The sequence below is a fragment of the Novacetimonas maltaceti genome, assembly GCF_002906255.1.
In the GTDB taxonomy this organism is placed as follows: Bacteria; Pseudomonadota; Alphaproteobacteria; order Acetobacterales; family Acetobacteraceae; genus Novacetimonas; species Novacetimonas maltaceti.
Window position 1 is genome coordinate 13,531 of sequence record NZ_POTC01000008.1, and the last position, 23,014, is coordinate 36,544.

General features: G+C 66.6%; 16 protein-coding genes. 9 read left to right on the forward strand and 7 right to left on the reverse strand.

All coding sequences use genetic code 11. The annotated features are described in order from the left end of the window. From KMAL_RS04580 to KMAL_RS04595, 4 genes are all read left to right on the forward strand, one after another. Positions 1-1,002 (forward strand): DUF58 domain-containing protein, encoded by a 1,002-nt coding sequence (locus tag KMAL_RS04580; protein WP_408887890.1) that lies wholly within the window; start codon positions 1-3, stop codon positions 1,000-1,002. Next, a complete protein-coding gene (locus tag KMAL_RS04585) occupies positions 999-3,857 on the forward strand; it encodes a DUF4159 domain-containing protein (protein WP_110094585.1) in 2,859 nt (952 codons plus the stop codon). Before KMAL_RS04580 ends, KMAL_RS04585 begins: the two co-directional genes overlap by 4 nt. After that, complete coding sequence (locus tag KMAL_RS04590) at positions 3,857-5,998, forward strand: hypothetical protein (protein WP_110094652.1); 2,142 nt, start codon at positions 3,857-3,859, stop codon at positions 5,996-5,998. The genes KMAL_RS04585 and KMAL_RS04590 overlap by 1 nt, the downstream gene beginning before the upstream one ends. A gap of 101 nt (positions 5,999-6,099) precedes the next feature. Further along, the gene (locus KMAL_RS04595; protein WP_110094586.1) at positions 6,100-6,702 is read left to right on the forward strand and encodes an ankyrin repeat domain-containing protein; all 603 of its coding nucleotides are present in this window, start codon (positions 6,100-6,102) and stop codon (positions 6,700-6,702) included. A gap of 79 nt (positions 6,703-6,781) precedes the next feature. Here the strand turns inward: KMAL_RS04595 and KMAL_RS04600 are convergent, their stop codons facing one another. The 4 genes from KMAL_RS04600 to KMAL_RS04615 form a co-directional block, all read right to left on the reverse strand. Further along, the gene (locus tag KMAL_RS04600; protein ID WP_110094587.1) at positions 6,782-8,041 is read right to left on the reverse strand and encodes a DNA adenine methylase; all 1,260 of its coding nucleotides are present in this window, start codon (positions 8,039-8,041) and stop codon (positions 6,782-6,784) included. 23 nt (positions 8,042-8,064) lie between these two features. After that, positions 8,065-9,174, reverse strand: coding sequence for a site-specific DNA-methyltransferase (locus KMAL_RS04605; protein ID WP_110094588.1), 1,110 nt, complete (start codon positions 9,172-9,174; stop codon positions 8,065-8,067). Between the two features lie 7 nt (positions 9,175-9,181). After that, complete coding sequence (locus KMAL_RS04610; RefSeq protein WP_110094589.1) at positions 9,182-9,874, reverse strand: ribonuclease HII; 693 nt, start codon at positions 9,872-9,874, stop codon at positions 9,182-9,184. 160 nt (positions 9,875-10,034) lie between these two features. Beyond that, entirely contained in the window at positions 10,035-10,337 is a 303-nt protein-coding gene (locus KMAL_RS04615; protein ID WP_110094590.1) for a CsbD family protein, read from the reverse strand. 116 nt (positions 10,338-10,453) lie between these two features. Between KMAL_RS04615 and KMAL_RS04620 the strand changes: the two genes are divergently transcribed. The 5 genes from KMAL_RS04620 to KMAL_RS04640 all read left to right on the forward strand — a co-directional run bounded on the left by KMAL_RS04620 (position 10,454) and on the right by KMAL_RS04640 (position 21,497). Further along, complete coding sequence (locus KMAL_RS04620; RefSeq protein ID WP_110094591.1) at positions 10,454-11,923, forward strand: MFS transporter; 1,470 nt, start codon at positions 10,454-10,456, stop codon at positions 11,921-11,923. Between the two features lie 185 nt (positions 11,924-12,108). Next, positions 12,109-13,362 (forward strand): MdtA/MuxA family multidrug efflux RND transporter periplasmic adaptor subunit, encoded by a 1,254-nt coding sequence (locus KMAL_RS04625; RefSeq protein WP_110094592.1) that lies wholly within the window; start codon positions 12,109-12,111, stop codon positions 13,360-13,362. Between the two features lie 70 nt (positions 13,363-13,432). Next, positions 13,433-16,609 carry an efflux RND transporter permease subunit gene (locus KMAL_RS04630; protein WP_110094593.1) on the forward strand — a complete coding sequence of 1,059 codons (3,177 nt, stop codon included), beginning with the start codon at positions 13,433-13,435 and terminating at the stop codon, positions 16,607-16,609. Continuing rightward, the gene (locus KMAL_RS04635) at positions 16,606-19,905 is read left to right on the forward strand and encodes an efflux RND transporter permease subunit (RefSeq protein WP_110094594.1); all 3,300 of its coding nucleotides are present in this window, start codon (positions 16,606-16,608) and stop codon (positions 19,903-19,905) included. Before KMAL_RS04630 ends, KMAL_RS04635 begins: the two co-directional genes overlap by 4 nt. Before the next feature lie 5 nt (positions 19,906-19,910). Then, complete coding sequence (locus tag KMAL_RS04640) at positions 19,911-21,497, forward strand: efflux transporter outer membrane subunit (RefSeq protein WP_110094595.1); 1,587 nt, start codon at positions 19,911-19,913, stop codon at positions 21,495-21,497. A 66-nt stretch (positions 21,498-21,563) separates the two neighbouring features. On the opposite strand, the gene KMAL_RS04645 is transcribed toward KMAL_RS04640, so the two are convergent. From KMAL_RS04645 to KMAL_RS04655, 3 genes are all read right to left on the reverse strand, one after another. Beyond that, positions 21,564-21,740 (reverse strand): DUF1328 domain-containing protein, encoded by a 177-nt coding sequence (locus KMAL_RS04645; protein ID WP_110094596.1) that lies wholly within the window; start codon positions 21,738-21,740, stop codon positions 21,564-21,566. A gap of 97 nt (positions 21,741-21,837) precedes the next feature. Next, positions 21,838-22,053, reverse strand: a complete 216-nt coding sequence (locus tag KMAL_RS04650) for a hypothetical protein (RefSeq protein ID WP_110094597.1) — start codon at positions 22,051-22,053, stop codon at positions 21,838-21,840. Positions 22,054-22,183: 130 nt separating this feature from the next. Then, complete coding sequence (locus KMAL_RS04655; RefSeq protein ID WP_180999740.1) at positions 22,184-23,014, reverse strand: ABC transporter ATP-binding protein; 831 nt, start codon at positions 23,012-23,014, stop codon at positions 22,184-22,186.

The window sequence follows — 23,014 nt, forward strand, 5'->3', positions numbered from 1 at the left end:
GTGCCCGCTTTCCTCCGGCGCCTTTTTTCGCGTGCCGCGGACGCACGTCCCGCCGCCGGGGCGGCCACACCCACCGGCACGTCCCGGCCGGTCTCCGCGCAGGAGGGGCCGGCGCTGGCGCAGGCCCTTGCCGCGCGGATGCCCGCCCTGATCCTCACGGCGCAGAAGATCGCCCTGACAGTGCAGCAGGGCAGCCATGCCCGCCGCCGCGCGGGGACGGGGGAAAATTTCTGGCAATACCGCCCCGCCCAGCCGGGAGAGGCCGCATCGCGCATCGACTGGCGGCAGTCCGCGCGCGGCGACCGCCCCTTCGTGCGGGAGAATGAGGCGCAGTCATCACAGACTATTTTCATCTGGTGCGATAACAGCCCGTCCATGGGCTGGCATTCCTCCGCCGCGGTGCCAGCCAAGGCGGAACGCGCGCTGCTGCTGGCGCTGGCGCTGGCGGCGATCCTGCTGCGGCAGGGGGAACGCGTGCGTCTGCTGGGCGCGGATGGCGGCACGGTCGCGGCCATTTCGGGCAAGGGCGCGCTGGAACGCATGGCGACATTGCTGATCGATGCGATGCGCCACCCCTCCCCGCCCGCGACCCTGCCGCATGTGGGGCAACTGGCGCGCAACGGGCGGCTGGTCCTGCTGGGCGACGGACTGTATGACCCGGCCGCATTTTCGGGCCTGCTGCGCGCGGCGCTGGCGCGGCAGGTGCGCACCAGCCTGATCGAGGTGATCGACCCGGCGGAACGCGACCTGCCCTATGCCGGGCGCACGCGCTTCATGGGGCTGGAGGACGAGGCCCCGCTGACGCTGTCCGCCGGGGGCGACCTGCGCGCGGCCTACCGCACGGCATTCGCACGACACCAGCAGCAGCTTTCGGACCTGTGCCGCGCGGGCGGGAACGCCATGATCGTCCATACCACGGATGAACCACCCGAACGCGCCCTGCTGGCGCTGCACATGCAGCTTGCCGCGGCACACCAGGGCAGCGGGGGAGCACGCGCATGATCCTGACGACACCATGGGTCCTGTGGGCGCTTGCGGCACTGCCGGTGGTCTGGCTGCTGCTGCGCGCGCTGCCGCCGCGCCCGCGTGAACAGGCATTCCCCCCCATCGCCATCCTGCGCGGACTGGGCGCGCGCAATGACGACGTGGCCCGCGCGCCGCCATGGCTGCTGGTCCTGCGCTGCCTGGCGGTGGCGCTTGTCATCGCGGCCTGCGCGCAGCCCTTCATCACGCGCGATCGCGCGGGCATCACCACCACGGCCGATACGCTGCTGGTGATCGACAATGGCTGGGCCGCCGCGCCCGGCTGGACCGAACGCCTGCGCGCGGTGGACAGCATCCTGCAACGCCTCTCCCGCAATGGCCACGCGGTGCGCCTGCTGCTGACGGCGCCGCCTGCCGGGAACGAACCTGTGCGGGTCAGCGAGGCGCAGGACCCCGCCATCATGCGCACGATGCTCGACCCCACCGAGGCACAGCCATGGGGCGTGGACCGCCATGCCGCCGCCACGGCACTGCAGGCGCTGGCGCAGGGGGGGTGGCACGGGCCGGTGCTCTATCTGGCCGACGGGCTGGCGACGCCTGACGACGCGGCCTTCGCCACGGCGCTGCGCGCGGTGGGGCCGGTGCGCGACCTGCGCCTGCCGGATGCGGACATCGTGACACTCGCCCCCGGCCATAACGGGAGCGAGGCGCTCGACCTGCGGCTGCGCACGGTCCCCCGCCCCACCCTGCGTGAACTGGCGGTGCGGGCGCAGACCCTCGACAACAGCACGCTGCAGGTCGTGCATGTGACCCTGCCCCCCGATGCGCGGCAGGCCGACGTGCGGCTGAACCTGCCGGTCGAACTGCGCAACCAGCTGGACCATGTGGATGTCGATGCCATCAGCGGCCCCGCCAGCGTGCGGCTGCTTGACGAAAATGACCGCAGGCGGCCCGTGGGCCTGATTTCGGGCAATGCGTCGGATACGCCCCTGATGGGCAGCCTGTTCTACCTGCGCCGCGCACTGGCGCCGGGGGCCGAACTGCGTGAAGGCTCGCTCGACAGCCTGCTGGCCCGGCCCCTGTCCATCCTGATCGCGCCTGACGGCACGCTGGGCAGCCCCGATGCCCGCCACAAGGTCGAGGACTGGGTGCGCAGGGGGGGCACGCTGATCCGCTTTGCCGGCCCGCTGCTGGTGCAGGCCGCCGGTGGGCCGGGGCTTGCGAACCCCACCCTCCCCGCGCCTGGCGCCGAACGGCCGGGCGCGAACACGCCTGCCCCCGATGCGCTGCTGCCGGTGCAGTTGATGGACGGGGAGCGCGTGCTGGGTGGCGCGATGTCATGGAGCAGGCCGGAACACCTTGCCCCCTTTGACGCGCAATCCCCGTTCCACGACCTGCCGGTGCCCGGCGATGTCACGGTATCCAGGCAGGTGCTGGCCCGGCCATCGGCCGACCTTGATACCCATACATGGGCGCGGCTGACGGACGGGACGCCGCTGGTGACCCATGCGGCACTGGGGGCGGGACAGGTCGTGCTGTTCCATGTCACCAGCACGGCGGACTGGTCCAACCTGCCGCTGTCGGGGCTGTTTGTCGGCATGCTCCAGCGGCTTGGCGAACGCGCGATGGGGATCGAGACCCCGGCGGACCAGAGCCTGCTTTCGCCTTACCTGACGCTGGACGGCGCGGGGGTCGAAGGGCCGCCGCCCGCGGGTGCGCAGGCCGTGCGCGCCGATGCGTTCGGGCATATCGCGGTCTCGGCCACGCACCCGCCGGGCCTGTACGGCCCGCGCGCATCGCGCCGGGCGCTGAACGTGGGGGACGAGGCCGGGGAGATGCTGCCGCAAAGCCCGATCGGCACGGCCATGGACCTGCGTGGGCAGGCGCCCGACATCGCCCTTGGCCCGGTCCTTGCCGTGCTGGGGCTGGCGCTGATCCTTGTGGACGGGATCGTGGCGATCCTGCTGCGTTCGAGCGCGGGGCGCGGGGCCGGGCGGCTTTCGGGGCGCATGACGATGCTGGTCCTGGCGGTGGCAGGCGCGGCGCTGGCGTTCCCCAACCGGGCGCCGGCACAGGACGCGCCGCCCCCCGCGCGGGCAGGCAGCGAGCACCCGAACGACACGTCCGCCGTGCCGGGCGCGGCGCTGGAGACGCGGTTGGGCTACATCGTCACCAACCATGAAGATATCGACACCGTATCGCGCGAGGGGCTGCAGGGCCTGTCGGATTACGTCAATGCCCGGACCTCCGCCGTGCTGGGCCATCCCGATGCGCTGGTGCCCGAACGCGATGACCTGTCCTATTATCCCATGATCTACTGGCCGGTGACGGCGGACGCCACGACCACACCCGCGCGCACGGCGGCGCTGAACGCGTATATGCGCCATGGGGGCATCCTGATGATCGACACGCAGGGGCAGGACCCGGCCACGGCGCAGGGCGACAAGGCGGACAATGGCGATGACAGCTTCACCGGCTCCGCCCCCGGCACGGCGGCGGCGCTGCGGCGCATGACGGCGGGGCTCGACATCCCGCCGCTGATGAAGCTCGATGACCATCACGTGCTGACACATACGTTCTACCTGCTGCATGATTTCCCGGGCCGTTATGACGGGATGCCCGTCTGGGTGGCGCAGGAAGGCGACAGCACCAATGATGGCGTCAGCCCCGTCATCATCGGCAGCAATGACTGGGCGCATGCCTGGGCGGTGGACGACAGCGGCAACACGCCCTATGCCACCATCCCCGACGGGACGGAGCAGCGCACGCTGGCCTACCGCTTTGGCGTCAATGCCGTGCTGTATGCCCTGACGGGGAACTACAAGGCCGACCAGGTCCATGTCCCGGCCCTGCTGAAACGCCTGGGGGAATGATGCCGTCACTTGACCGCCTGCATCACATGATCGGCTTCCAGCCGCTGGTGCCGTCCTGGCTGCTCTGGGCGCTGGGGGGGCTGCTGCTTGCGATGGGCGCGTGGGGGATCGCACGGCGCGTGCGCGGGACCACGTGGCGCGTGCTGGCGGGGGCCGGGCTTGTGCTGTGGCTGTCGGGGCCTCAGCGGCTGAGCGAAAGCTGGCGTCCCCTGCCGCAGACGGCGCTGGTCGTGGTGGACCAGTCGGCCTCCATGTCCATCCGCGACCGCGCGGTCATGGCGCATCGCGCCGCCGCGCGCGTGCAGGAGGAAATCGGCCATATCGACGGGCTGCAGACCCGCACCGTAAGCGTGCGCGACGCCCACCATGACGGCACGCGGCTGTTCGCCGCGCTGTCGCAGGCGGCATCGGACATCCCGCCTTCGCGCCTTGCCGGTGCGATCCTGATCACCGACGGGCAGGTGCACGACATCCCCCCCCACCCGCCGGAGATCCTGACGCCATCGGACGGGGATGACCATCACGTCACGCTGCCGCTGCATGTGCTGCTGACCGGGCGGGGCGAGGAAACGGACCGTCGCCTGCGCATCCTGCAGGCCCCGCCCTATGGCATCGTGGGGCAGGACGTGACGGTGCGCGTGCAGGTGGACGACCTTGGCCGTCCCGACACACGCGGGGCGACGGCCGAACTGACGATGACGCAGGGCGGCGCGCAGCCCGTCAGCCGGACGGTCCTGATCGGGCAGCCGCAGGACATCACCCTGCCCGTCACCCGTCCCGGCCCGATGCTGGTGGGGCTGTCGGTGCCGGAACTGCCGGGCGAGGCCTCGACCGTCAACAACCAGGACATCGTGCGCATCAACGGCGTGCGCGACCGCCTGCGCGTGCTGCTGGTTTCCGGCACGCCGAACCAGGGTGAACGCGTGTGGCGGCGGCTGCTGAAGGCCGACCCGTCGGTCGATCTGGTCCACTTCACCATCCTGCGGCCGCCCGACAAGGATGACGGGACGCCGCTGTCGGACCTCGCGCTGATCGCGTTTCCCGTCAACGAACTGTTCCAGCAGAAGATCGGGCAGTTCGACCTCATCATCCTCGACGGGTTTGAAAATCACGGCATCCTGCCGCAGGCCTACCTGCGCAACATCGCCAACCATGTGCGCGAGGGCGGCGGCCTGCTGCTGATTGGCGGGCCGGAGTTCGTCGGCCCGGGATCGTTGCAGGATACGCCGCTGTCGGAAATCCTGCCCGCCCATGTCCGGCCCGACGGGGTGACGGTCGAGAAGTTCCGCCCCATGCTGACCGAGGCGGGGCAGCGCCATCCGGTGACGGCGAACCTGCCCGGCGCCCCGGCATCGGCCAGTGCTCCGGGCTGGGGGCCATGGTACCGCAGCCTGCAATCCGATTCCGTCAACGGTGAAGTGCTGATGACCGGGCCGCACCAGCAGCCGCTTCTGGTGCTGGATCATGCGGACAGGGGACGCGTGGCCTTCCTGCTGTCGGATCAGGCGTGGCTGTGGTCACATGGCGAGGGCGGCGGCGGACCGCAGTCCGAACTGCTGCGGCGCATTTCGCACTGGCTGATGAAGGAGCCGGAGCTGGAGGAAAACCAGCTTGAGGCGGAAATCACGGGCGGGCAACTCAACATCACCCGCCGTTCGCTCCTGCCCGCGCCACCGGGGACGGTGCGCGTCACCCATCCCGATGGCACGGTGCAGCAGGTGCCCCTGCTTGCCACCGGGGCGAAGGGCGTCACCACCGCGCATGTTCCCGCCCATGAAAACGGGATCTGGAGCGTGCGTGACAGCGACGGGCACGAGGCATTTGCCGCGCCCCGCGCCGAAGACCCGCAGGAATTCGCGGACCTGCGCGCCACCGCGACCCGCCTGCAGCCACTTGTGGAGATGACCGGCGGGGGCGTGCACTGGCTGGGCGACCGGGCGGACGCCCCGTCCCTGCCGGCCATGCGTATGGTCGAGGGCGCACCACGTTCAAGCGCCACGCGGTTCGACTTTCCCGACCGCCATGCCCATGTCGTGACGGGACAGCAGGCGCGTGCGCTGGTGCCCGCATGGGCGGTCCTGCCGTTCGTGCTGGCCATGCTGATGATCGGCTGGTGGCGGGAGGGACGCAGGCGCACGTAAGACAAAGTTTGCGTTCCCCCGCCGCCGTGCGATATTGCTGCACCATTGTTATGCAGGCCTGCATCGCGTACGGGGCGCAGCGTTCATTTACGGGACAAGACATGATTTCCAGACCAGGCATCGGGCTTCTTGCGGCGTTTTTCCTGTCGGCTGTTCCCTGCATCGTCATGCCGCTGCATATGGCCCACGCGCAGGAAGCCGATGATGCGGAGGCCGAGGCCGAAGCCGCCGAGGCCGCCAAGAAGGCGGAGGCCCGCCGCGCCGCCAAGGCCGCCGCCCCCCCTGCCGCCCTGCCTGGCGCGGAATCGAACGAGGAAGAACGCGGGCATGCCAGCAATGACATGAACCCGACCGACGCCCTGTTCGATGCGATCAACCGTGGCAGCCTTGGCGCCGCGAAAGAGGCGCTGAACCGTGGGGCGGACATGACGGCGCATAACGTGCTGGGACAAAGCCCGCTGGACATGGCCATCGACCTGAACCGCAACGACATCACGTTCCTGCTGCTGTCGATGCGCACCTTCTCTGATTCAGACCCGCATTTCGCCTCTGGCTCGACTGCGGATTCGGACATGGATGAAGCGGCGGACACGGTCCGCACCCCGCCACTGGCCGGACGGACCCGGCGCACCCAGTCGCGCTATGACACAAGCGGCGGACATGCGAACCCGACGGCGGGCTTCCTCGGCTTTGGCGGCAGCTGACGCTTCGGCGGACATGCGGTATCCGGGGCGCCTCCGTTCAGAAAGGCCCCAAAGCTTCACCAGGTACTTTTGACCGCCTTCACTCAGCCACGTCGCCGGTTGCGGTTTCGGGGTGCTGGGCCAGGATACGGGCCTCCGCCGTGCGGATTTCATCGACGATCTGCGCGACGCTGCGCCTGCATTCATGCCCCACCCGCGTCAGCAGGATGAATTCGACATTCATCGGCTTGGGGGAAAACCGCTGGCTGCTGACGCGATAGCGTTTGTAGCCGCGCGTGAACACCGACACCTGCCCCAGTTCACGGTTCGCCGCGACCATGTCCGGCAGGGAAATCATCCCGTCCGTGCTGTAACTCGTCGCGATCCAGCGCACCGGCAATGTCTGCAGCAGCTGGGCATAGGCCGCCGTCGCGCGATCGCGATAATTGTAGGCGCTGCGCCGCACGGTGCGCCAGTCGGTACGGATCGCGGCCTTGTCGCGGCCGCTGATCTTGGGCGACAGCGCGGGCTGGTCCCACAGCACGATGCTGTTGAGGACATGGTAGTTCGCGCCATAGGGATGCTGGTTATAGGGCGGGTCGATATAGGCGATGGCCGGCCCGTGCAGGTACTGCCCAAGGTCGCACGCCACATCCTGCGCATCGGCACGCAGCACCACATTGTCGCGCCCGTTATCAAGGAACGTCGCAGGCCGCAGGCACAGGTCGGCCGCGATCCGGTACAGCGCGGTGCCCGTCCGCCCGCCCCACCCGTTGTGAAATCCCTTGAACAGGCCGCTGGTATTGCTGTTGTAGCATGCGCTGTACAGCAGCGGCGCCAGCAGGCAGGCCCGTTGTACGGGCGACAGCAGGCCACGCGCCTCCCACACCGCCACCTGTTCACGGATGGCGTCGATCCGCCGCCCGTTCTTGCGCATGTAGAACATGCGGTCGCGCGCCACGTCATAGGCTTCATCATCATCGGGGCACAGGTGGCGCGTCACCCACCCATCCACCGGCGGCAGCGCATTGAGACGGGCGATGACCTCCGCATACGTACTGCCATCGAAAAAGCATGGCGCGCGCTGGGCCTGCAGGTAGCAGCGGCCAAGGACCTCGCCATAGGGTTCCCAGTCATTGGCAATCACCCGGAAGCCCATCTTCTTCGCCATGCGCCCGACGACCCCGGTCCCGGCAAACAGGTCGATGAAGTCAGTGGCGCACGGGTCTTCCCCCGTGGCGCTGATCGCCCGCACGATCAGGTCGAGCAGCTTGCGCTTGTTGCCGATATAGGGAATGAGCTGGCTGAACAGGAAATCGTCGGTACTGTTCGCGGAATGCGTGGTGCGGTTCCATTCCATCGCCTGCAACCGGCCCCGGACGATTACGCCCGGGCCTGCTCACCCCCCTGCTCCGCGCGCAGTTCATTGCGCAGGATATCCAGCGGATGCAGTTCGCCCGCCCGCTCGAAATACCAGAAGGTCCAGCCATTGCATGACGGCGCGTTCGTCAGTGTCGCCCCAAGTTTATGGATCGAGCCACGGTGCCCGCCGCTGATCAGGGTGCCATCGGGGGCCACCGTCGCGGACACGCGCTTCTGCCGGTCCATCAGGACCGTGCCCGCCGGCACCATGCCGCGCTCCACCAGTGTACCGAACGGAATGCGCGGGGATTCGCGCCGCGCGGGCGTGGTCAGCACACTGTCGAGCGGCACCGGTTTTTCACGCCGGGCGCGGCCGATCGCGGCCTCGGCATAGTCGGGATGGCGTTCGATCCCGATGAAACGCCGCCGCAGCCTGCGGGCCATCGCGGGCGTCGTGCCGGTCCCGGTAAAGGGGTCGAGCACCACGTCATCAACATTGGTCGAAGCAATCAGCACGCGATGCAGAAGGCTTTCGGGTTTCTGCGTCGGGTGCAGTTTCAGCCCATGTTCGTTGCGCAGCCGCTCCCCCCCGGTACACAGCGGCAGGTACCAGTCCGAGCGCATCTGCACATCGTCATTGAGCGCCTTCATCGCCTGGTAATTGAAGCGGTAGCGGCTGTCGGGACCACGCGCGGCCCAGATCAGCGTTTCATGCGCGTTGGTGAAGCGTCGCCCCCGGAAATTGGGCATGGGGTTGGATTTGCGCCAGATCACGTCATTGAGGATCCAGAACCCCAGATCCTGCAGGATCGCGCCGATGCGGAAGATGTTGTGGTACGACCCGATGACCCAGATCGTCCCGTCCTTGCGCAGCACGCGCCGCGCCTCGCTCAGCCAGGCTCGGGTAAAGCGGTCATAGGCCTGCAGGTCCGCGAACTTGTCCCAGTCGTCATCGACGCCATCGACGATGCTGTCATCGGGACGGCGCAGTTCGCCGCGCAGCTGCAGGTTATAGGGGGGATCGGCAAAGACACAGTCGATCGACCCGGTGGGCAGGGTCTGCATCATTTCCACGCAGTCACCGCGCAGGATCTGGTCCAGCGGCAGTTCCATCATGACTGCACCGCTCATGAGTTTGTCAGCATGATGGCTGCTCCGCATTCTTGGGGGTAGGTCGGGCCGCGGACCGGGCGCGGGATCGGGTCGGTACATCCGCCGGGGACAGGGACCGGGCAATGGCGCGCACCGTGCCGAACGCGGCGCGGTGGTGCGGCGTGATGCCGTCGGCGCGCAGTGCGGCGCGATGGGCGGCGGTGCCGTACCCGGCATTGCGTTCCCAGCCATAGCCGGGCCAGCGCGCAGACAGGCGCTCCATCAGGCGGTCACGGATGACCTTCGCCACGATGGAGGCCGCCGCGATAGAAAGGCTTTTGGAATCCCCGCCCACGACGCACTGCGCCATGCAGCCGAAATCCGGCGCGGCGTTGCCATCGACAAGCACAAGGTCGGGCGGCAGGGGCAGGCGCATGACCGCGCGCTGCATCGCGATATGGGCGGCACGCAGGATGTTGTGGCGTTCGATTTCCGCAACCGACGCCGCGGCCACACCGATCAGGGCGGAGGGAAGGGCCTGCAGGTCCGCAAAGGCGCGCAGGCGTGCCGCGGGGCGGAGCTTCTTTGAATCATCAAGGCGGGAGGCAAGGTCGTCGGGCACGCCATGCGTGAACATGACGGCGGCAGCCACGACCGGCCCCGCAAGCGGGCCGCGTCCGACTTCGTCCACGCCCGCGACCCTGCCGCCATGTGCGCTCTCGCGTGAGTAATCTGGCATCCACCTCTTCCCGACTCGCTGCGAACCACGCTGTCACAGCCCGATTCGCTTGCGAATTCCGCTCTGGAAGGATGAAAACCATTTTTAAGTACTGTTGCGCAAGATGCTCTGGAATCAACGAGTCCCTTAAAATGAAAAAAAAGCGACTCGATGGCTTTCCTCAGCCTTTGCGGCGGGGAACAAACAGCAGCGCAAGCAGCGTCCCGATGGCCGCGGCGATGCCCAGCGACGTCAGCGGGCGTTCGCGCACGAACGTCACGGCCTTCTCCAGCTTGCCTTCGGTTTCCTCATAAAGTTCGGCGAATTCCTCCCGCGCCATGCCGGACAGTTGATCGACCTTCCCTTCCGCCTGCAGGCGCGCATCCCCCGTCAGGCCGCCTGCTGCGTCCTTGACGCGGCCCACGCCCTGCTCCACCAGGCCTTCTGCCTTGTTTTCAAGTGCTTCACTCTTGTTGTCGGACATGTTCAATGCTCCTGAATGTGTCTGTGTGTGTTTCCAAGATTCAACGCGTCGCCGGAAAGCACGTTCCCTTCGGCTATTGCCTATCTTGCACGATAATGCGTTGATTGCCGACCGTCATGCCAACGACCCAGCCCCCACCTTCGTGCGCGATCCCGCCATCGCGGCGGCGTACTGTCGCCATGATCGTCGCCAGCATGCTGTTCATGGAACAGATGGACGGCACGGTCCTGACCACCGCGCTGCCGACCATGGCGCGGACCTTTGGCGTCGATGTGGCGCAGACCGCCGTCGCACTGACATCCTACATGCTCAGCCTTGCGATCTTCATTCCCGCCTCCGGCCCGATGGCGGACCGTTTTGGCGGGCGGCGCGTCCTGCAGTGCGCGATTGCCGTCTTCATGGCGGGATCGCTGCTGTGCAGCGTCGCCCCCGGCCTGTGGCCGCTTGCCGCCGCGCGCATGCTCCAGGGCATGGGCGGGGCGATGATGGTGCCGGTGGGACGACTGGTCATCCTGCAGAACGTCCCGAAATCCGCGCTGATCGGGGTGATGTTCTGGATGATGCTGCCCGCCACGCTCGGGCCGATGATCGGGCCGGTGGTCGGCGGCGTGCTGACGACCTACCTGTCATGGCGCTGGATCTTCTATATCAACATGCCCGTCGGGCTTGCGGCCATCGTGCTGACGCGCATTTTCATCCCGCAGGTCCGCGCGCCCGAAATCGTCCCGTTCGACCTGCGCGGCACCGCGCTGTCCGGCGCGGGCCTTGCCGCGCTGATGCTGGGGATCGAACTGTCAAGCCACGGGCAGATCTCCCTGCCGGAGATGCTCGTCCTGTGCGGGGCCGGCCTCCTCGGCCTGGTGGCCTACGCCCGCCATGCGCGCCATGTCGCCCATCCCGTGCTGGACCTGTCACTGTGGCGGGTCATGACGTTTCGCGTCTCCGTCTGCGCGGGGCTGTTCTCCCGCCTTGCGACGGGGGCGATCGGGTTCCTGCTGCCATCCTTCCTGCAACTGGAATTCGGCCTCAGCGCGGCCTCCAGCGGCGCGCTGACATTTGTCGCCCCCCTTGGCGCGCTGCTGGTGCGGGTGCTGGCGGTGCGGGTGTACCGGCAATGGGGCTTTCGCAACATCCTTGCGCTCAATGGCGCGGTTCTGCCTGCCGCATGCCTCTTCCTCGCGATGGTCGGGGCGGACTGGCCATTGTGGATCCTGGTGGTGATGATGCTGCTGCTGGGCATGTCGCAGGCGCTGCAGTTCACCGGATACAACACCATCGCCTATGCCGACATGCCGACACAGCGCATGAGTGCGGCGACCAGCTTCTATTCCACGGCGCAGCAGATGAGCCTGTCGCTGGGCATCTGCGTCTCGGCGGGCGTGCTCTCCCTCAGCCGCATGGCCTTCAGCACCCCCGCGACGGGAGACCCCACGGCAAGCACGTTCAGCGCGGCGTTCGTGACGATGGGCATACTGGCCGCGCCGGCATCCATCCTGCTGGCGCGGCTGTCGCCACGCGCGGGGGCTGAAATCAGCGGGCACACGCAAACACGAAACGCAACACCCCCAAATTATAACAAAAATTAAATCGACACTGAAACATTCATCTTTATAACGAAAATGACCCTTATCGAGACGTTACATTCCAATACTTTATACCCCAGTCCCCTGGACGTTATCCTGAACCGACCATGTCCGCGCGCGCGCCCTGGCGAACGGCCTGCTCCTCCAGCTTTATATGATGCAACCCGTGGTGGAAAACTGACCTGAACATGGATACCCCAAACCAGTCCCCGTCATCCCCTTCCCCCACCAGCAGCAGGCCCAATCCCCCCCCCAGGCGCAGGCGCCTCCTCGTATGGGGGGGCGTGGGGGCACTTGCCGTCATGCTTGCGGTGGCGTTCCTGCGCCCGCATGGCGGCGGCGGCAAGAAGCACGATGCAAACGGCACGCCCCAGCCCGTGGCTGTCGCCACCGTGCATGCGGGCGACATGCCGTTCGTCCTGACGGAACTCGGCACGGTCGTGCCCATCACCAACGTCACGGTGCAGTCGCGCATCGATGGCTACCTGATGCAGGTCCTCTTTACCGAGGGGCAGCATGTCCACAAGGGCGACCTGCTGGCCCTGATCGACACGCGCCCCTATGACGTGCTGCTCGCGCAGTACGAGGGGCAGCTGGCGCAGGACGTGGCGCAGTTGCAGAAGGCGCGGGTGGATAATGCGCGCTACCAGACCCTTATCCGGCAGAACAGCGTCGCCGCCATGACGGCGAAGGACCAGCAGTTCCTCGTCGAGCAGTACGAGGGCACGGTCAAGGCGGACCAGGCGCTGGTGGACAATGAAAAGCTCCAGATCCAGTACTGCCACATCATCGCCCCGGTGGATGGCCGCGTGGGCATCCGCCAGGTCGATGCCGGCAACTACATCACGGCAGGGCAGACGAACGGCCTGGTCATCCTGACGCAGATGCAGCCGATTTCCGTCATCTTCACCCTGCCGGAAAATGACATCGGTCCCGTGGCCGAACGCCTGCACGCGGGCAACGCGCTGGCGGTGGAGGCATGGGATAGCAGCAACGAACACAAGATCGCCGACGGGCAGGTCAGCGTGCTCGACAGCCAGATCGACACCTCGACCGGGACGGTGCGCATGCGCGCCATCTTCCCCAACAACGAGGAGACGCTGTTCCCCAACCAGTTCGTCAACGCGCACCTGATGGTCACGACGGAACATGGCGTGCTGCTGGTGCCGACCAATGCGCTGCAGACCGGCCCCAACGGGCAGTTCGTCTATGTCGTCAAGGCCGACCATACCGTCGACATCCGTGACGTGAAGACCGGGCACGCCAATGACAGCATGACGGTCGTGACCTCCGGCCTGAAGGATGGCGAAACCGTCGTGACCGACGGCGTCGATCACCTGCGCAGCGGCATCAAGGTCAGCATCCCGGCCGAAACGGCCACGACGGCTGCCCCCGCCGATGCCGCACCCGCATCGCAGACGCCCGCGTCAAAACAGGGATGATCCCGACAGCGCCCGCGACTGACACCGTCGCGTCCCTGCCCATCGCCCCGCCCCTGACGGAGATGTCCGCGTGAATCCCTCCCGCCTGTTCATCCAGCGCCCGGTCGCGACCACCCTGCTGATGCTTGCCATCATGCTGGCGGGGATGCTCGGCTATCACTTCCTGCCTGTCTCCGCCCTGCCGGAAGTCGAATACCCGACCATCACGGTGCAGACCTTCTATCCGGGGGCCAGTCCGGACGTGATGGCGACCTCCGTCACCGCGCCGCTGGAGACACAGTTCGGGGAAATGTCGGGGCTGGACCAGATGACGTCGCAGTCCTCTGGCGGGGCGTCGGTCATCACGCTGCGCTTTGGCCTGACGATGACGATGGACATCGCGGAGCAGGAGGTGCAGGCGGCGATCAACCAGGCCAATTCGCTGCTGCCGACCGACCTGCCCGCGCCGCCGGTCTATGCCAAGGTCAATCCCGCCGACACGCCTGTCCTGACGCTGGGCATCACGTCGAAGACCATGCCGCTGACGGAGGTGGAGGATTACATTGACACCCGGCTGGCGCAGAAGATCAGCCAGATTTCGGGCGTGGGCCTTGTCAGCCTGTCGGGCGGCAACCGCAAGGCGATCCGCGTGCGGGTCAACATCCCCAAGCTGACGTCCTTCGGCATCGACCTCGATACGCTGCGCACGACGATCGGCAACGTGAACGTCAACTCCCCCACCGGCACGTTCGACGGCCCGCAGCGCGCGACCACCCTGCGCATCGACGGGCAGATTTCGGGCGTGGACGAACTGCTCAACCAGGTCATCGCCTACCAGAACAACGGGCCGGTGCGCATCCGTGACGTGGCCAGCGTCGTGATCGGGCCGGAGAACACGGAACTTGCGGCATGGGCGAACACGACGCCCGCCCTCGTGCTCAACGTGCAGCGCCAGCCCGGCGCGAACGTCATCGCCGTGGTGGACAACATCAAGTACGCCCTGCCCCACCTGCAGCAGTCGCTGCCGCCGGGCATCACCATCACGCCGCTGACGGACCGCACCACGACGATCCGCGCGTCGGTGGAGGACGTGGAGTTCGAACTCTGCCTTGCGCTGTTCCTGGTGGTGGGGGTCATCTTCGTCTTCCTGCGCAACGTGCCCGCGACCATCATCCCCAGCCTGTCGGTCCCGCTGTCGCTGGTGGGGACGCTGGCGGCGATGTACCTGCTGGGCTTCTCGCTCGACAACCTGTCGCTGATGTCGCTGACGATCGCGACGGGGTTTGTCGTCGATGACGCCATCGTCATGATCGAGAACATCGCCCGCTACATCGAAATGGGCGATGACCGCATGACCGCGGCGCTGAAGGGGGCCGGGGAAATCGGCTTCACCATCATCTCGCTCACCGTCTCACTGATCGCGGTGCTGATCCCGCTGCTGTTCATGGGCGACGTGGTGGGACGCCTGTTCCACGAATTCGCGGTCACGCTGGCGGTCACGATCATCCTGTCGGCGGTGGTATCGCTGACGCTCGTGCCGATGATGTGCGCGCGCCTGCTGTCCGAAAAGCGCGAGAACCGCAAGGAGGCCGCCTGGGCCGTGCATGTGGAGCGCGCGATGGTCGCCACCATCGCCGCCTATGGGCGCGGGCTGGACGTGGTGCTGCGTCACCAGCGTCTGATGCTGGCGATCTTTGTCGCAACCCTGGGCCTGACGGGCGTGCTGGCGGTCATCATCCCCAAGGGCTTCTTCCCCACGCAGGACACGGGCGTCATCCAGGGCATTTCGGTCATGGCGCAGTCCACATCGTTTGACGCGATGAAACGCCACCAGCAGGAGCTTGCCGCGCGTATCCTCAAGGACCCCGACGTCGTCAGCCTGTCGTCGTTCGTGGGCGTGGACGGGCAGAACGTGACCCTGAACCAGGGCCGGTTCCTCATCAACCTGCGCCCGCAGGACAGGCGCCACGACAATGCCACCACGATCGCCAGCCGCATCCAGCGTGAAACCGCCGACATCGCGGGGGCCAGCCTGTATTTGCAGCCGGTGCAGGACCTGTCGCTCGATACCTCCGTCGCCGCGACGCAGTACCAGTTCCTGCTGGAAAACCCCGACTACAACCAGTTCACAAACTGGGTGCCGAAATTCCTCGACCGCCTGCGGAAGGAACCGGCCCTGTCGGATGTGACGTCCGACCTGCAGGCCGCCGGACTGGTGGCGCATGTGACGCTGGACCGCACCACGGGCGCGCGGTACTCGATCACGCCACAGACGATCGACAACGTGCTGTATGATTCCTTCGGGCAGCGGCAGATTTCCACCATCTTCACGCAGTCCAACCAGTACCGCGTGATCCTGGAGGCCGATCCCCGCTTCCAGACCAGCCTGACCTCGCTGGACCAGATGTACCTGCCGGGCATCAGCGGCAATTCGGGGGAAAGCACCTCCGGCCCGACCCGTTCGCCTACGTCGGGGCTGGTGCCGATGGCCTCCGTCACCTCCGTTACGCAGGACACGGCCCCGCTGCTGATCACGCATGTGGGACAGTTCCCGGCGACGACGATCTCCTTCAACGTCACGCCGGGCTACTCGCTGGGCAGCGCGACGGACGCGATCGAACGGGCGGAGCATGACATCCACCTGCCCTCCACCTTCCAGACGTCATTCCAGGGCACGGCGGCGGCGTTCCGCAACTCCCTGTCGAACGAGGTCTGGCTGGTGCTGGCGGCACTGGCGGCGGTCTATATCGTGCTGGGCATCCTGTATGAAAGCTTCATCCATCCCATCACCATCCTGTCCACCCTGCCGTCGGCGGGGATCGGCGCGCTGCTTGCGCTGCTGCTTACGGGATCTGGGCTGGACATCATGGGGATCATCGGGCTGGTCCTGCTGATCGGCATCGTCAAGAAAAACGCCATCATGATGATCGACTTCGCGCTGGAGGCCGAACGGGTCGAGGGCATGTCGCCGCTGCATTCGATCCGCCATGCCGCCCTGCTGCGGTTCCGTCCCATCCTGATGACGACGCTGGCGGCGATGCTGGGCGCGGTCCCGATGGTGATCGGCACAGGCACGGGTTCCGAACTGCGCCGCCCGCTGGGCATTGCCATCGTGGGGGGCCTGCTGGTCAGCCAGTTGCTGACGCTGTTCACCACGCCGGTCATCTACCTGTTCATGGACCGCATCAGCCTGCGCCTGCGCCGGCGTTTCGCCATGGATGACGACACCCCCGCGCGCACCACCGACCCGACGCAGGCGCCCTCGTGAATCCGATTGCCCTGTTTGTCAGGCGACCGGTCGCAACCACCCTGCTGACTGTCGCGCTGCTGATCGGCGGGGTGATCGGATACCTGACCCTGCCGGTGGCGGACCTGCCGAACGTGGATTTCCCCGTCATCCAGGTCCAGGCGCGGCAGGCCGGCGGCACGCCGGAGGAAATCGCCAGTTCCGTCGCCGCCCCGCTTGAACGCCATCTGGGGCAGATCGCGGACCTGACGGAAATGACGTCGCAGTCCACGGCGAACCAGGCGCGCATCACGCTGCAGTTTTCCCTGTCGCGCGACATCAATGGCGCGGCACGCGACGTGGAGGCCGCGCTGCAGGCCGCGCATGCGGACCTGCCGACGTCGCTGCGGCAGAATCCCAGCTATTTCAAGGCCAACCCCAACGGGGCGCCGATCATGATCCTGGCGCTGACGTCAAAGACACGCACCGCGCCGCAGCTTTACGACCTTGCCTCCAACGTGCTGCAGCAGCACCTCTCGCAGATCAGCGGCGTGGGCGAGGTCGAGGTCGGGGGCAGTTCGCTGCCGGCCGTGCGGGTGGAGATGAACCCGCTGGCGCTGTACAAATTCGGCATCGGGTTCGAGGACGTGCGCGCCGCCCTGGCATCGGCCAACGCGCACACGCCCAAGGGCTTCATCGACCATGGCAATTACCGCTACACGCTGGCGACCAATGACCAGGTGCACAACGCGCAGGCCTATCGCGACCTGATCGTCGCCTATCACGACAGCCGCCCGGTGCGCCTTGCCGACGTGGCCTATGTCGTGGACGGGGTGGAGGACGTGCGCAATGCGGGTTACGTCAATCGCGAACATGCCGTCCTTGCGATCATCTTTGCCCAGGCCGGGGCGAACATCATCCGCACCAATGACCAGATCCGCGCGGAAATCCCCGCCCTGCGCACCGCCCTGCCCGCGGACGTGACCCTGTCGAACATGATGGACCGTTCCACCACCATCCGCGCGGCGCTGGAGGATACGCAGTTCACGCTGGTCATGTCGGTGGTGCTGGTGGTGTTGGTGGTGCTGGTGTTCCTGCGGTCGTGGCGGATCACCATCGTGCCGGCCATCGTCGTACCGACCTCCATCATCGCAACCTTCGCCGCGATGAAATTCCTTGGCTACTCCCTCGACAACCTCTCGCTCATGGCGCTGACGGTCTCCACCGGGTTTGTCGTCGATGACGCGATCGTGGTGGTGGAAAACATCAGCCGCCACCTGGAGGGCGGGATGGGCCGCCTGCAGGCGACGCTGCTGGGCGCGCAGGAGGTCGCGTTTACGGTCCTGTCCATCACGGTCTCGCTGATCGCGGTGTTCCTGCCGATCCTGCTGCTGGCGGGGGTGGCGGGACGCCTGTTCCACGAATTCGCGATGACCATGTCGATCACGATCGTGATTTCCATGGTCCTGTCGCTGACACTGACGCCGATGATCACGGCGCGCGTGCTGTCGCGTGAAGGGGAGCAGCCCCCCACGAAAGGCGTGCTGGGGCGGATATCGCGCCTGCTCGAAAGTGCGCTGGTGGGATTGCAGCAGTTCTATGCCCGCACGCTGGACATCGCGCTGGCGCACCGGCGCCTGACGGTCATGTCGCTGCCGCTGACGGTCATCCTGATGGCCGCGCTGTTCATGAAGATGCCAAAGGGCCTGTTCCCGGAATCCGACACGGGCATGCTGATGGGGCGCCTGATGGGGGACCAGTCGATTTCGTTCCAGGCGATGCAGGGCAAGATCGACACGGTGCAGAAAGCCATCATGGCCGACCGCGACGTCTCCCGCGTGATGGGGTTCATGGGCGGGCGCGGGTCATCCAACCAGGCCAACCTGTTCGTCATCCTCAAGGACAAGTCGGAACGCAACGACACGCCTGCCACGACCATCGCGCGGATCAACCGCCGCCTGCGCAACATGGTCGGCGCGCGGTTCTATGCCACGGCGCCGGGCACGCTGCGGATCGGCGGGCGGCAGAGCAACGCGGCCTACCAGTATTCGCTACAGTCCGATTCCTCGGCCGACCTGTATGAATGGACGCCCCGCCTGGTCGCCGCGCTGCAACGCCACCATGAACTGACGGACATCTCGTCTGACGTGCAGCAGGGCGGCGAGGCGCTACAGGTTTCGATCGACCGCGATACGTCAAGCCGCGTCAACATCACCCCGCAGCTGATCTCCAACACGCTGTTCGACGCCTATGGGCAGCGCGCGGCATCGGTCATCTACAACCCGCTCAACCAGTATCGTGTGGTGATGGAGGTCCAGCCGCGCTTCTGGCAGGACCCCACGACCCTCAAGCAGGTCTGGGTCAGTGTCGCGGGCGGCAGTGCCGGCGGCGGGACCGTGTCGAACACCATCCGCGTCAGTTCGACCGCCAGCACGACGGAATCCGCGCTGAGTTCGCAGTCCTTCCGCAACCAGATCGCCAATACGCTGGCTGGCGGCAGCAGCACGTCCTCCGGCTCCGCCGTCTCGACCAATTCGGAAACGATGGTGCCGCTCACGCTGGTCTCGACGCCAAAGCCGGTGCTGACCGCGCTCAGCGTCAATCACCAGGGGCAGTCGGTGGCGACCACCGTCTCGTTCAACCTCGCCAATGGCGCCTCGCTCAGCCAGGCGGTGCAGATCATGAACGAGGAGATGGTCCGCCTGCACATCCCCTCCAACATCCAGGGCAGCTTCGCGGGGAATGCCGCGCAGTTCCAGAAGTCGGTCAACAACGAACCGCTGCTGATCCTTGCGGCGCTGGCTGCCGTCTATATGACGCTGGGCATCCTGTATGAAAGCTATGTCCATCCCTTCACGATCCTGTCCACGCTGCCATCGGCCGGCGTGGGGGCGCTGCTGGCGCTACAGGTGTTCGGGGAGGAATTTTCCCTGATCGCGATGATCGGGGTGATCCTGCTGATCGGGATCGTGAAGAAAAACGCCATCATGCTGGTGGATTTCGCCATCACGGCAGAGCGCGAGGACGGCATGACGCCGCATGACGCGATCCGCACGGCCTGCCTGATGCGCTTCCGCCCCATCATGATGACCACGTTTGCCGCCGCCCTTGGCGCGCTGCCGCTGATCTTTGGCCATGGGTATGGTTCCGAACTGCGCCGGCCGCTGGGCATCGCCATCGTCGGCGGCCTGCTCGTCAGCCAGGCGCTGACGCTCTATACCACGCCGGTTGTCTATCTTTACCTCGACCGCCTTGGCGCATCATGCCGGGAGCGTTATCGTCGGCTGACCTCCGGTATTTCATCCTCGCGCCCCAACCTTTCCAAACAGGATTCCTGACCCGGATGACATATTCCAGGCCATTACCGCGCACCTGCCCGCCACCTCGTGCCATCCTTCCCCGCAACAGGGCGCGGGCGCGACGCGCGCTGGCGCGGATCGTGTCGCTGGCGCTGCCTGCCGTCCTGCTGGGCGGGTGCATGGTCGGGCCGAAATACCACCGTCCCTCGGCCATCGTCTCCGCCCGGTTCAAGGAACTGCAGCCCGCGCCGGGATGGGAACTCGCCGCCCCGCAGATGGCCAGCCTGCCCAAGCAGAACTGGTGGACGATCTATAACGACCCGGTGCTCAACGAACTGGAATCCCAGGTCGCGCTATCGAACCAGAACATCAAGGAATACGAGGCGAACTACCGCAACGCACGCGCGCTGATCGACAGCGTGCGCGCGCAGCTTTTCCCCACCATCAGCGGCAGCCTCGGCTTCAACCGCAATGCGCACGGGTCGGGATCGCTGTCCTCCAGCGGCAGTTCACTGTATGGCAAGAGCCAGTACAACACCTATGACATCGGCCCGTCCGCCAGCTGGGACCTTGATATCTGGGGCAAGATCCGCCGCCAGATCCAGGAGCAGGTGACCGCGGCACAGGCCAGCGCCGCCGACCTTGCCAACGCCACCCTGTCCTATCAGGCGCAGTTGGCGACGGCGTATTTCAACCTGCGTTACCAGGATTCCCTGCACGACCTGCTGCAACGCTATGTCCAGTTCAATGAACAGGCACTGCAGATCACGCAGAACCAGTATGACGCGGGCACGGCCGACCCCACCGCCGTGCTGCAGGCGCGCACCACGCTGGAGCAGAACCGCGCCGCCCTGGTGCAGACCGGCGTCGCGCGTGCGCAGTACGAACATGCGATTGCCGTGCTGATCGGCAAGCCGCCCGCCGACGTGACCATCACGCCGGGCGAACTGACACGCACCATCCCGCCCATCCCGGTGACGGTCCCGGCCGACCTGCTGCAGCGTCGCCCGGACATTGCCGCCGCCGAACGCACGATGGAGCAGTACAATGCCCAGATCGGGGCGGACATGGCCGCGTTCTTCCCCGACATCACCATCAATGCCAGTTTCGAGCAGAGTGGCGGCGACCCGGTCACGTCGCTGATGAACGCGGCCAACCGCATCTGGTCGCTTGGCGCCGCCGCGACGGAGACGCTGTTCTCCGGCGGGTCGCGCACCGCCGCCGTGCATGAGGCAAATGCCCAGTATGACAATGCGGTCGCCACCTACCGCCAGACGGTGCTGACGGCGCTGCAGTCGACGGAAGACAGCCTGTCGAACCTGCGCATCCTTGCGCAGGAGCAGGAACAGCAGCAGAAGGCGCTGGAATTCGCCAACCGTTCGGTGGAAGTCGCGCTGAACCAGTACAAGGCCGGGACCGCGATCTACACCACCGTCATCACCAACGAGACCTCGGCCCTGAGTGACGCGGAAAACGTGCTGTCCATCCAGCAGCAGCGCGTGGTGGACAGCGTGAACCTTGTCGAAGCCCTTGGCGGTGGCTGGGATGTCTCCCGCCTGCCGACGAAGGGGTCCCTGCAGAAGGACAACCCGTTCCTGCCCGCCTTCATCCAGAAGGACAAAAACCAGTAAAAAAGGCCCCCGGCGCATGCCGGGAGCCTTCTGGTGGTGTCGCCTTCCCCAAAGGAAGAAGGGGGGTTACCTGAACAGCGTGAGGGCCAGCATGACGCACAGCACCACCACGATGGTAAACCCCAGGATCGCGATAAAGAGCAGGACCTTGGCCATCCCCGCCGAAACGGCGGAAATGCCGCTGAACCCGAATATCCCGGCGACCAGCGAGACCACCAGGAAAAACAACGCCAGTTTCAGCATGATGCAAAATCCCGCTTCTTCATGTCATTCCTGAACGCGGCATGACACGGCGGGGTTGCCCGCACATCACCCATGCCCCCACGGCACCTGACGCCGCTCAGCGACGCCGCCACAGCCATGTTGCGACAAACGCCGCGAATGACGCGCCCAGCAGGGCGAAGAGCGGGCGATCCGCCGTCAGGTCGCGCACCGTGTCGCACACACCGCCCAGTCCCTTTGCACCGCCCACACGCGGGGCGCCCGCGGCCCAGCCGTCAATGTCGTCCTGCAGGCGGCCGACGCCTTCTTCCAGTTGCGCTTCGAATTCATTCATTCCAGTTACTCCCTTGCCGGTGCCCCACATGGCAGCGGGCGTCACGCGACGACGCCCCTGCCCCATGGCCCGGTCATGTACGCCCCATCATGTCGGGGAGAGGGCGTGCTGTCCATCATGACGGCAGGATTCAGATTTCCGATGCCTGCCAGTATGCGGGACGCTCGCCTGGATCGGGTTCGCCCGCAATCAGCGCCTTCAGCCGTTCGACCAGCGCCTGCGTCGCAGGGGCGGCACGGTCACGCGGGCGCGGCCCCACCATGAAGTCCCCCCGCACCGAGGCCGGATGCCCTGACAGGACGATAATCCGGTCCGCAAGGATCAGGGCCTCGTCAATATCATGGGTGACGAACAGGACCGTCTTGTGCGTCTGCGCCCAGATCCGCAGCAGTTCATCCTGAAGGCTGCTGCGCGTGATCGCGTCGAGCGCGCCAAAGGGTTCATCCATCAGCAGCAGGTCGGGTTCCACCGTCAGGGCACGCGCCACGCCGACACGCTGCCGCTGTCCCCCGGACAACTGCCGCGGCCAGCGATCGGCCTTGTCCGCCAGCCCCACCAGTTCCAGAGACGCCATCGCGCGGGCATGGCGCTCGGCCCGTGACAGGCCGATTCCCTCCAGCCCCAGTTCCACGTTCTGCCGCACCGTGCGCCACGGCATCAGCTTCGCATCCTGGAATACCAGCGCGGTGGACCGCCCCAGTGGCGATGCCGGCGCCGTCAGCGTGACGGTCCCCTCGCTTGGTGGCGTCAGGCCCATGATGACACGCAGCAGGGTGGACTTCCCGACCCCCGACGGCCCCAGCAGCGCCACGAACTGGCCCTTGCCGATGCTCAGGTCCACCCCACGCAGGATGAAGCTTCTGCCCCTGTCATGCGACAGACCGATATTGGACAGGCGGACCATCGTCGTATCGCTCTCGCCCCCGGTCCGGGCCCCGGTTTCGGGCATCGCCATGTCCAT

Coding starts and splice junctions, on each gene's coding strand:
- KMAL_RS04655 (WP_180999740.1), bottom strand. CDS start 23,014: ATGGACATGGCGATGCCCGAAACCGGGGCCCGGACCGGGGGCGAGAGC.
- KMAL_RS04645 (WP_110094596.1), bottom strand. CDS start 21,740: ATGCTGAAACTGGCGTTGTTTTTCCTGGTGGTCTCGCTGGTCGCCGGG.
- KMAL_RS04605 (WP_110094588.1), bottom strand. CDS start 9,174: ATGAGCGGTGCAGTCATGATGGAACTGCCGCTGGACCAGATCCTGCGC.
- KMAL_RS04590 (WP_110094652.1), top strand. CDS start 3,857: ATGCCGTCACTTGACCGCCTGCATCACATGATCGGCTTCCAGCCGCTG.
- KMAL_RS04610 (WP_110094589.1), bottom strand. CDS start 9,874: ATGCCAGATTACTCACGCGAGAGCGCACATGGCGGCAGGGTCGCGGGC.
- KMAL_RS04640 (WP_110094595.1), top strand. CDS start 19,911: ATGACATATTCCAGGCCATTACCGCGCACCTGCCCGCCACCTCGTGCC.
- KMAL_RS04585 (WP_110094585.1), top strand. CDS start 999: ATGATCCTGACGACACCATGGGTCCTGTGGGCGCTTGCGGCACTGCCG.
- KMAL_RS04615 (WP_110094590.1), bottom strand. CDS start 10,337: ATGTCCGACAACAAGAGTGAAGCACTTGAAAACAAGGCAGAAGGCCTG.
- KMAL_RS04625 (WP_110094592.1), top strand. CDS start 12,109: ATGGATACCCCAAACCAGTCCCCGTCATCCCCTTCCCCCACCAGCAGC.
- KMAL_RS04620 (WP_110094591.1), top strand. CDS start 10,454: ATGCCAACGACCCAGCCCCCACCTTCGTGCGCGATCCCGCCATCGCGG.
- KMAL_RS04650 (WP_110094597.1), bottom strand. CDS start 22,053: ATGAATGAATTCGAAGCGCAACTGGAAGAAGGCGTCGGCCGCCTGCAG.
- KMAL_RS04600 (WP_110094587.1), bottom strand. CDS start 8,041: ATGGAATGGAACCGCACCACGCATTCCGCGAACAGTACCGACGATTTC.
- KMAL_RS04595 (WP_110094586.1), top strand. CDS start 6,100: ATGATTTCCAGACCAGGCATCGGGCTTCTTGCGGCGTTTTTCCTGTCG.